Consider the following 8,823-nt stretch of genomic DNA (forward strand, 5'->3'; position numbering starts at 1 on the left):
CGACGCCCGCGGGGCTACGCGCGACTGGGAGCATGCGGCCATCGCGATCCTCGCGCAGGAGGCTGCGCGTTCGGCCGATACGCATCTGCTCAAGCTGGACCTGCCGGGGTTTCCGGGTATCGCGTTCTATTTCAAGGACGAGGCGGCGCATCCGACCGGCAGCCTCAAGCACCGGCTGGCTCGCTCGCTGTATCTCTACGCCTTGTGCAACGGCCGCCTGCGCGCGGGCCAGCGGGTGGTCGACGCGTCTTCCGGCAGCACGGCCATCTCTGAGGCCTGGTTCGCGCGCCTGCTCGGCCTTTCGTTCGTCGCGGTGATGCCGGCCGGCACGGCGCCGCAGAAGATTCGCGAAGTGCAGGCGCTGGGCGCGACCTGCGATCTGGTCGACGATCCGGCCGACGTTACCGTACGCGCAGCCGAACATGCGGTGAGCGGCGCGTGCCACCTGGATCAGTTCGGCCTAGCGGAGCGCGCAACTGATTGGCGCGGCAATAACAACATCGCTGAGTCCATCCTGTCCCAGCTCAGTGCAGAAACCGCACCGGTGCCGACCTGGATCGTCTGTGGCGCTGGCACAGGTGGTACGTCGGCAACGATAGGACGCTATCTGCGCTATCGCCGGCTGGCCACGCGTCTATGCGTCGCAGATCCAGCCGGCTGCGCGTTCGCGCAAGGCTGGCGCTCGGGCAGCCGCGACGTCTGCGCTAGCGTCTCCACACGGATCGAAGGCATAGGCCGCGCCCGGGTCGAGCCGGGCTTCCTCTTCGAGGTGGCCGATACCGTGGTGGAAGTGCCGGACGCAGCATCGGTGGCCGCGGTCTGGTGCCTTGAAAGCTTGCTCGGCCGGCGCTACGGCGGGTCCTCCGGCACCAACTTCGCCGCCTGCCTGCAGCTGGCCGCAGCCATGCGCGCACGCGGCGAGAGTGGCAGCATCGTCAGCCTGCTCTGCGATCGCGGCGAACGCTACGCGGAGACTCTGTTCGATCAGAACTGGCTGGCGGTGCAGGCGCTGGATCTTCGCCCATGGCTGGCCACGTTGAATCGCTGCATCGCCAGCGGCTGCTGGCAGGCACCGGTGGGCGTCAACCCATGATCTTCGAGGAACTGCGCGGCTTTCTTGCGCAGCTGGAGCGCGAGCGGCAATTGTTGCGCGTCACCGAAACGGTGGATCCGCACCTGGAATCCACCGCGCTGTGCCTGCGCGCCCTGCGCGCGGGCGGCCCGGCTCTGCTAATGGAAAAGGCAGGAACGTCGGCGCAGCCGCTGCTGGGCAATCTGTTCGGCCATCGTCGGCGCATAGAACTGGCGCTTGCTGGCCGGCCACTGGCTTCGCTGCGCGAACTCGGCCAGTTACTCGCGGCAATACGTGAGCCGCGCTGGCCGGGCAGCCTGCGCGCTGCCCTGGCGCAGTGGCCCGAGCTGGCCCAACTCGCCCATGTCGCGCCGCGGCGCGTGCGCGAAGCGGCCTTTCTCGACGAAACCCTGAGCGGCGACGCGGTCGACCTGGCGCGGCTGCCGATACAGCATTGCTGGTCTGGCGATGCCGGCCGGCTGATCACCTTCGGCTTGGTGATCACGCGCGGCACGCGCCAGCCGCGCCAAAACGTCGCGATCTACCGTCAGCAGGTGCTGGGGCGTAATCGCGTGATCATGCGCTGGCTGCCGCACCGCGGCGGCGCGCTGGACTATGCCGATTGGCGCAACGCGCATCCCGGGCGTCCGTTCCCGCTGCTGGTCGCCATCGGCGCCGATCCGGCCACCTTGCTCGCGGCCGTCGCGCCGGTGCCGGACTCTCTCTCGGAATATGAATTCGCGGGTCTGCTGCGCGGCGGCCGCACGCGACTGTGGCACAGTGCGTTGACCGGACTGGATGCGCCGGCTGGCGCGGAGATCCTGCTTGAAGGCTTCATCCATCCAGACGAGACCGCACTGGAAGGCCCATTCGGCGACCACACCGGCTACTACAACGCGCAGGATCATTTTCCGGTCCTGACGATCGCACGCATGCATTTGCGCCGCGGCGCGATCTACCACGGCAGCTATATGGGCCGCGCACCGCACGACGAACCTTCGGTACTGGCCCTTGCGCTCAACGACATGTTCGTGCCGCTGCTGCAGAAAGCGTTTCCCGAGATCGTCGATTTCTACTTGCCGCCGGAAGCCTGCTCGTATCGCGTCGCCCTAGTGTCCATCCGCAAGCAGTACGCCGGCCATGCGCGCCGGATCATGATGGGCGTGTGGTCCTGGCTGCGCCAGTTCACATATACCAAGTTTGTCATCATCGTCGACGACGATATCGACGTGCGCGACGGCACAGCCGTGATCTGGGCGGTGGCGACGCGGGTCGATCCGGCGCGCGATACCTTTCTGGTGGAAAACACGCCGATCGACTATCTCGACTTCGCCAGCCCGACGGCGGGGCTGGGCTCCAAGCTCGGTCTGGACGCGACCAACAAATGGCCGCAGGAAACCACGCGCAGCTGGGGTCGACCGATCATGCCCGATGTCGGGGTGGAGAGCCGCGTCGATGCGATATGGCAGAAGCTGATGCACGACCTGCGGACGCCGGCGGGCTGAGCACAGGCCGCTGCGTTTTCATGCTGATGGGTCGCGATCACGCTGCCGCAACGGCAGCGTTGCATAGACGCAATTCGATTTAGGTTGGCAGCGAACACCCAGTGGCACAGGCGGCGGTGCATGCACGTCCGCTCAGGTGGCGCCAGCGCTGAGCACAGCCAGCACCTCACGCACCTGCAATTGCAACGCGCGATAGGAATTTTCCCACTGTCCCACATGCGGCGTGGCCATACCGAAGCGCCGCAGCATGGCCGAGGCGCAGGTCAGTGCCGTGCGCAGCCGCTGGATTTCGGCTAGCGCTGCCTCGTGGTCTTCCTTGCCGACCAGCAGCACTTTGCGGTCACGGCAGACGCCGATGCAGGGCTGCGGCGCCTCGATGCGGCCGCAGCCTATGCACTGCCAGGCCTGGACGTAGCTGTTCTCCGCCGTGCTACTCATTGCGCCGCAGCGGAATCCGGTGTCGCTGGCCAGCCCGGATCGTCGAACTGGCGCGGATATGGCGCCACGGCTGCACGCAGCGCCGCGACCGTGGCGCGGTCCGCGGGCTCGCTTTGCAGGTGCTTGGCGGACTGCAGCAGCGGCAGCAGGATCGAATGCAGGGCAGCATCCGCGTCCGGCGCGAGCCTGCAGTTGGCGAACAGGAAGCGGATTGCCGCTTCGATCTGCGCTGCCTGCTCCCGCACCGCCGCCAGCGGCATATGGCCCAGCTCGTGATGACGCAGTTCCTTGAGCGCGGCTTGCACCCGTCCCATGCCTTCGCGCAAGGCCGCGTCGCTGGCCCAGCGCTTCGCCGGAGGGTTAGTCGGCGCGGCGGCATCAGGCGCCGCAGGCGCTGCGTGCGAGTCCTGCGTTGCTGGCGTCCCGTGGGCCGCATGGGCCGTGTGGTCCTCGGACGACGGCTCCGCTGCAGCGGCTGCGGCATGAGCCGTGATGCCGGACAGGACGAGAAAAGCGAGTAGGCGGCTACGGTTTTTCATGGGCATGGAAAGCCTTCGCAGGGAATCACAAAAAAGCGCGGCGCCGGGCATGACCTGCTTTCTGTCGCCAGCCGCGACAGGCCGTCACCCGGCACCCGGCACCGCGCAAAGCGGGCGGGTTCAGGCGCCGCCACAGCCGCCGCAGCAATCGCTGCGTGCGGGCACTGTGCGCACCGCCACTGGCAGTGCAGCGGCCTGGAGCAGGCGCCGCACCTCGGCCTCGGTCAGCTCGGTGCGCACGACGAAGCCTCCGTCGGCATCCAGCGTCACTTCGGCATTGCGGTCATGCGCCGTCAAAGCGCGCTGCGCCTGTTCGGCCAGCGCGGGAGTCGCGGTCGTAGTCATATGAGAACTATCCTTCTGCGTGGTCGGGGATCTGCCGGCAGCTTCGGCCACTACCGGCGCTGGCGCCTTGATCGAAGTCAGCTGCGGTAGAAATCGGCCGCTCAGGCACGCGTGAACACCAGCGTCGCGTTGGTGCCGCCGAATCCGAAGCTGTTGGACATGACCGTGTTCAGCATCGCCGGGCGGCTCGCACGCACGATCGGAAAGGCCGCGGCCTGCGGATCCAGGCTATCGATATTGGCCGAGCCGGCGATGAATCCGTCGCGCAACATCAGCAGGCTGTAGATGGCCTCGTGCACGCTGGCCGCGCCGAGCGAATGCCCACTCAGCGACTTGGTCGAGGACAGCGGCGGCACGGCCGCGCCGAAGACTTCGCGCACGGCCTGCAGCTCGATGAGGTCGCCCAGCGGCGTCGCCGTGCCGTGTGTATTGAGATAGTCGACTGGCTTGCGCACGCCGGCCAGCGCCATCTGCATACAGCGCACGGCGCCCAGCCCGTTCGGCGCAACCATGTCTGCACCATCGGAAGTAACGCCATAGCCGACCAGCTCAGCATGGATGCGCGCACCACGCGCGGCGGCGTGAGCGTAGTCCTCCAGCACCAGCATGCCAGCGCCGCCGGCAATGACGAAGCCGTCGCGGCCGCTATCGTAGGGGCGCGAGGCCCGTGCCGGCGCAGCGTTGTAGGCACTGGACAGCGCCCCCATCGCATCGAACTGCGCAGCCATGCCCCAGTGCAGTTCCTCGCCGCCGCCGACGAACATCACGTCCTGCGTCCCGCGCCGGATCAGGTCCGCCGCGGCGCCTATGCAATGCGCCGAGGTCGCGCAGGCGGCGGCGATGGAATAGCTGACACCGAGCACCCCGAACGCCGTGGCCAGTGCGGCCGATACGGTGGAACACATCGTTCGCGGCACCATGTACGGACCGACCCGGCGCACGCCTTTCTTGCGCAGTAGGTCGCCGGTCTCGATCTGCCACTGGGCCGAGCCGCCGCCGGAGCCGGCAATCACACCGGTGCGCGGATGGCTGACGCAGTCCGCCCCCAGGCCCGCATCGGCGATTGCATCACGCAGGGCGACATAGCTGTAAGCGGCCGCATCGCCCATGAAGCGTCGCAGGCGACGGTCCACGGCTGCGGCAAGGTCGACACGAGGCAGGCCGGCGATGCAGCTGCGCAGGCCCTGTGCGGCGTATTCGGGCATGGCGCAGATGCCGCTGACGCCGTCGCGCAGCGCATGCGAAACGGCGTCGGCCACATTGCCCAGGCAGGAAACCACGCCCATCCCGGTTACGACGACGCGTCGCATGTCAGAAACCCTCCGTGGTCTGGAACAGGCCTACGCGCAGGTTCCGTGAGGAGTAGATCGGTCGTCCGTCAACGAAGGTATTGCCGTCGGCCACAACCATCTTGAGTCGGCTTCGGATCACCCGGCTGATATGAATCTCGTAGTGCACCAAGCGTGCGCTGGGCAGCACTTGGCCGGCGAACTTCACCTCGCCCACGCCCAGCGCACGGCCGCGGCCGGGCTCGCCCAGCCAGGGCAGGAAGAAGCCAGCGAGCTGCCACATCGCATCCAGACCCAGGCAGCCGGGCATGACCGGGTCGGTATCAAAATGGCAATTGAAGAACCAGTGGTCGGGACGTATGTCGAGTTCAGCGCGCAACAGCCCCTTGCCGTAGTTGCCGCCGTGATCGTCGATGGCGGTTATGCGATCGAACATCAGCATGGGCGGCGCAGGTAGGCGTGCATTGCCGATGCCGAACAGCTCGCCGCGGGCGCAGGCCAGAATCTGCTGGAAGTCCAGCGAGGAGGGACGCGTCATGGCCAGCCTGTTGAGGGATAAGGAGCAAGTCTGCGCGACACGCCCGCTTTGCCGCGCTGATCTGAGTCAACGCGATCGGCGACAAGTCGCAATTGGGGAGAATGCGGAGTCACGTGCTACGGCAGGTGGGGGCGCTCGCGTTCATCGGTCGCAGCACGGCTGCGATGCCGGCCTCTCGGGGCCAGCAGCGAGCGGCGGGTTCTGTTGCCCTCGCGCATCGGCGATAGCGGCTTCGATCACGGCGCGCGCCGTCGTCGCCGGCACACCCAGGCGACGCGCCAGCCGCAGCGCGCGGTTGTGCACGTAGCACTCGCGCGCGGGATCGCACGTGGCGATATGCGCCTCTGCCTTTACCACCGCTATCGCCCCAACCAGCATGCGACGTGCGGCCAGCAGCGTAATGAGGCCGTCATCGAGCGCATCGACCAGCGCACGCAGCATGGCCAGCGGAAGTGGTGCGGATTGGCGCACTTTCATGCCTTCTGGGCCACGAAGCGCGCGCTGCGCCGGCGTACGCCGCCCAGCGCATGCCACAGCAGCGTGTAGGCAATTAGCAGCGCCAGCCCGGCCGCACGCGCGAGCCCGGTCGAAGGCTTTAGTACGGCCGCCAGTTGCAGTGGCACCGCGGCAAGAAAGCCGCAAAGCACGCGCCATTTGTCAGCGTCCGGCAACAGCCGGTGCACGCTGGGCAAGCGCGTGCCGTGGCCGTAGCGCCGGTGCAGATCAAGCCAGCCGAGGAAGGCGACGATTTCCAGCTGCATGCCCACCGTCAGCAAGGGCAAAGCGACGGCGATCCCGAGTACGCCGGCTAGCAGATCGCCGCGCAGTTGCCACGGCAAGACAAGCGCAAATGCGGTAAGCGCGAGCAGCCCGCTTCGCCACCAAGCGCGTAGCGGCGCGTTGCGCGCAGGTGCGGTGCGTAGCTGTTGCTGTAACGCGGCGCTGGCGAATGCGAGCGCCGCGCCGGCGACGCTCAGGCGCAGGGGCATGGCGGATCCACCGGCGAGCAGCAGGATCGAAGCGGCTACGAGCAGCAACACAGTTGCCGCGGTCCAGGCCATTTGCAGTCTGGGCGGCGTGACGGCCGTGCCCAGGAACATGGGCATGACCACGCGAGAAACGCTGCCCAGGGTCAGCAGCACCCACCCGGCGATGCCCCAGGCGGCGTGGACATCGGTCAGCACGGGAACTGACCACGGCGCAGCCAGCCAGTTGCTAAGGGCGAGGGCGAGCAGGACGCCGCCGGCCGCAGTGACCAGCGCCGCCAGCAGGGCGGCGCTGAGCCCTGCGCGCAGCAGGCCCTGTCCGCAGGCCGTGAGCAGCCCCGGGCCGGTCATGACGGCCAGCAGCGAAAAGGCCAGTGCGAGCGCCGCCGCCGCCGCAGTCAGCAACAGAGGCTTCAGCAGATACAGTCCGCTGGTCAAAAGCAGTATGCCGCAGTTGAACAGTAGGCAGAGCAGGCCCCCGCAGGCGGCACCGCGTAGGCGCACGCCGGCCGCCGCTGGAAGAAACTGCAGCAGGCTGCCCACGAGCAGGTTGCCCATAACGCCCAGCGTAAAGGCGTGAGTGGCCGCCAGCGTTGCCGGATGCCAGCGCGTGTGCAGCAGCGCGGCCGCATCGGTCAGAAGTAGCGCGCCGGCAGCCATACCCCAGTAAGGTGCCGCGAGCAGGAAACGACGCGGTGTCGAGGGCGCCGGCGCGTCCTCAATCGCCAGTCGCGCCATGATCTGTCCGTTCGACCATCACACAGGCACCATGACCTTTCTGCGGCACGATCCGGTGCGTCAGCCCGCGCGCTGTCAAGGCTTCCAGCAGCGGCAAGGGCAGGAGCGGCGTGAGTATTCGCAGAACCGTGCCGGGCGCCATCCTGTCCACCGCCGCGAGCGCTTGTACCAGCGGCTGTGGCGGCGGCAGCGCTCTCAGGTCCAGCTCAAGTACGGTTTCGCCGGGCCGCTGGAGGGAAGAGTTCATGCAACCAGTGCACCATCTTCAGCATTGCAGCGCGCTGATGTAGGTCAAGAACCCAGGACAGGCGACGGAACAGACGGATCGTTGCGAGTGCAGAGAACTCCGATCAGGCCGTCCTGGCCTTCGTCGCGCGCACTAGGCCCGGGCGAAACAGGACGCCCGGAGCAAGATCAGCCAATCATTGATTCGTTTCGCGCTGCGCGCTGCCGGTACGGTCTACGAAGGGGGAAGTTCAAGGGCGATCTCACCCCAATGAGCGTTCCAACGCATCGTCGCTGCTCATGCGCCAGAACGGGGGGCAATCCTCGCTTTCCTCGCCACAGAGGCGCGGGCGCGCAATTTTGGGGGTTCCGAATCTTCCTGACTGAATTCGATCTTCGTGGACTACGCTTTTCTACGCCGCGTAGTCAGGGCACAACCAGCACCGGCACTGTGCTTTCAGCCAGCACATTTTCTACCACGGTGCCCAGGGAGCGGGGACTGTGCGAGGCGCTGCCGTGCGCGCCGAGTACGATGACATCAGCACCGCTTTGTCTGGCGAGGCTTAGGATCCCAGCGACGGGCGGTCCGACCAGTCGATGTTCCACCGTCTCCAGGCCGACGCTCGCGAACACAGCATTTCCGTAGCGCAAGGCGATGTCGGCATTACCCGCGTGGTAACTGGCCAATTCGGCATCATCTTCATCACCGCCGTGCGCCGGTGCTAGCGGCACTGGCTCGGGATCGGCGTAACACAGCACGATTCGTGGCGAGGGGTCTGCGGGCAACCAGTGCAAGGCCACATAGTCCACGGCGCGGTTGCTGTGTTCGCTGCCGTCGACGGCTATCACTACTTTCATGCCATGGTCCTGAATGTCTCTCGGGATTGACTCTGCTACGGGCGGTAGCTGCCTAATCCGACCCAAAATCAAGCCGCCTAGAGCCGCGGAAGACGGCCCGCCCTGTTCCGCTGCAGCGAGCGCACTTTCAACGCTACTTTGTGGATATCTCCAGCGCATTCCGCACGGCAGCCATGAATTTTGGATCCGGTGTCGCCCCCAGTGCCTCGCTGCTGGCTATCCGGCGACCTTCGCGGTCGAGCAGGACGAGTGCGCTGGTGTGGTTGAATTCGCCGTCCGCCAAGGCGCGA

At 66.9% G+C, this 8,823-nt stretch carries 11 protein-coding genes; 2 read left to right on the forward strand and 9 right to left on the reverse strand.

The window, feature by feature from the left end:
* Positions 1-40 precede the first annotated feature (40 nt).
* Entirely contained in the window at positions 41-1,093 is a 1,053-nt protein-coding gene (locus RUU78_RS20360; protein ID WP_313919518.1) for a PLP-dependent cysteine synthase family protein, read from the forward strand.
* On the forward strand, positions 1,090-2,577 hold the full coding sequence (locus RUU78_RS20365; RefSeq protein ID WP_313919519.1) for a UbiD family decarboxylase: 1,488 nt from the start codon (positions 1,090-1,092) through the stop codon (positions 2,575-2,577). Before RUU78_RS20360 ends, RUU78_RS20365 begins: the two co-directional genes overlap by 4 nt.
* Before the next feature lie 132 nt (positions 2,578-2,709).
* Here the strand turns inward: RUU78_RS20365 and RUU78_RS20370 are convergent, their stop codons facing one another.
* The 9 genes from RUU78_RS20370 to RUU78_RS20410 all read right to left on the reverse strand — a co-directional run bounded on the left by RUU78_RS20370 (position 2,710) and on the right by RUU78_RS20410 (position 8,533).
* Entirely contained in the window at positions 2,710-3,015 is a 306-nt protein-coding gene (locus tag RUU78_RS20370; protein WP_133821360.1) for a hypothetical protein, read from the reverse strand.
* A complete protein-coding gene (locus RUU78_RS20375) occupies positions 3,012-3,554 on the reverse strand; it encodes a DnrO protein (protein WP_313919512.1) in 543 nt (180 codons plus the stop codon). The genes RUU78_RS20370 and RUU78_RS20375 overlap by 4 nt, the downstream gene beginning before the upstream one ends.
* A gap of 120 nt (positions 3,555-3,674) precedes the next feature.
* Positions 3,675-3,899 carry a hypothetical protein gene (locus tag RUU78_RS20380; RefSeq protein ID WP_133821358.1) on the reverse strand — a complete coding sequence of 75 codons (225 nt, stop codon included), beginning with the start codon at positions 3,897-3,899 and terminating at the stop codon, positions 3,675-3,677.
* A 101-nt stretch (positions 3,900-4,000) separates the two neighbouring features.
* Entirely contained in the window at positions 4,001-5,209 is a 1,209-nt protein-coding gene (locus RUU78_RS20385) for a beta-ketoacyl synthase N-terminal-like domain-containing protein (RefSeq protein WP_313919513.1), read from the reverse strand.
* Position 5,210: 1 nt separating this feature from the next.
* Entirely contained in the window at positions 5,211-5,726 is a 516-nt protein-coding gene (fabA, locus tag RUU78_RS20390) for a 3-hydroxyacyl-[acyl-carrier-protein] dehydratase FabA (protein WP_133821356.1), read from the reverse strand.
* A gap of 141 nt (positions 5,727-5,867) precedes the next feature.
* Positions 5,868-6,203, reverse strand: a complete 336-nt coding sequence (locus RUU78_RS20395; protein ID WP_313919514.1) for a chorismate mutase — start codon at positions 6,201-6,203, stop codon at positions 5,868-5,870.
* On the reverse strand, positions 6,200-7,450 hold the full coding sequence (locus tag RUU78_RS20400) for a hypothetical protein (RefSeq protein WP_313919515.1): 1,251 nt from the start codon (positions 7,448-7,450) through the stop codon (positions 6,200-6,202). Before RUU78_RS20400 ends, RUU78_RS20395 begins: the two co-directional genes overlap by 4 nt.
* A complete protein-coding gene (locus RUU78_RS20405) occupies positions 7,431-7,697 on the reverse strand; it encodes a DUF2249 domain-containing protein (RefSeq protein ID WP_313919516.1) in 267 nt (88 codons plus the stop codon). Before RUU78_RS20405 ends, RUU78_RS20400 begins: the two co-directional genes overlap by 20 nt.
* Before the next feature lie 404 nt (positions 7,698-8,101).
* Positions 8,102-8,533 (reverse strand): universal stress protein, encoded by a 432-nt coding sequence (locus RUU78_RS20410; protein WP_166654321.1) that lies wholly within the window; start codon positions 8,531-8,533, stop codon positions 8,102-8,104.
* Positions 8,534-8,823 lie beyond the last annotated feature (290 nt).

Origin of the sequence: Tahibacter sp., assembly GCF_032229445.1 — a bacterium.
GTDB lineage: Bacteria > Pseudomonadota > Gammaproteobacteria > Xanthomonadales > Rhodanobacteraceae > Tahibacter.

Excerpts from the sequence above, each read along its gene's own strand:
- RUU78_RS20395 (WP_313919514.1), bottom strand. The coding sequence starts at position 6,203 with ATGAAAGTGCGCCAATCCGCACCACTTCCGCTGGCCATGCTGCGTGCG.
- RUU78_RS20380 (WP_133821358.1), bottom strand. The coding sequence starts at position 3,899 with ATGACTACGACCGCGACTCCCGCGCTGGCCGAACAGGCGCAGCGCGCT.
- RUU78_RS20365 (WP_313919519.1), top strand. The coding sequence starts at position 1,090 with ATGATCTTCGAGGAACTGCGCGGCTTTCTTGCGCAGCTGGAGCGCGAG.
- RUU78_RS20385 (WP_313919513.1), bottom strand. The coding sequence starts at position 5,209 with ATGCGACGCGTCGTCGTAACCGGGATGGGCGTGGTTTCCTGCCTGGGC.
- RUU78_RS20375 (WP_313919512.1), bottom strand. The coding sequence starts at position 3,554 with ATGAAAAACCGTAGCCGCCTACTCGCTTTTCTCGTCCTGTCCGGCATC.
- RUU78_RS20405 (WP_313919516.1), bottom strand. The coding sequence starts at position 7,697 with ATGAACTCTTCCCTCCAGCGGCCCGGCGAAACCGTACTTGAGCTGGAC.
- RUU78_RS20410 (WP_166654321.1), bottom strand. The coding sequence starts at position 8,533 with ATGAAAGTAGTGATAGCCGTCGACGGCAGCGAACACAGCAACCGCGCC.
- fabA (WP_133821356.1), bottom strand. The coding sequence starts at position 5,726 with ATGACGCGTCCCTCCTCGCTGGACTTCCAGCAGATTCTGGCCTGCGCC.
- RUU78_RS20370 (WP_133821360.1), bottom strand. The coding sequence starts at position 3,015 with ATGAGTAGCACGGCGGAGAACAGCTACGTCCAGGCCTGGCAGTGCATA.
- RUU78_RS20400 (WP_313919515.1), bottom strand. The coding sequence starts at position 7,450 with ATGGCGCGACTGGCGATTGAGGACGCGCCGGCGCCCTCGACACCGCGT.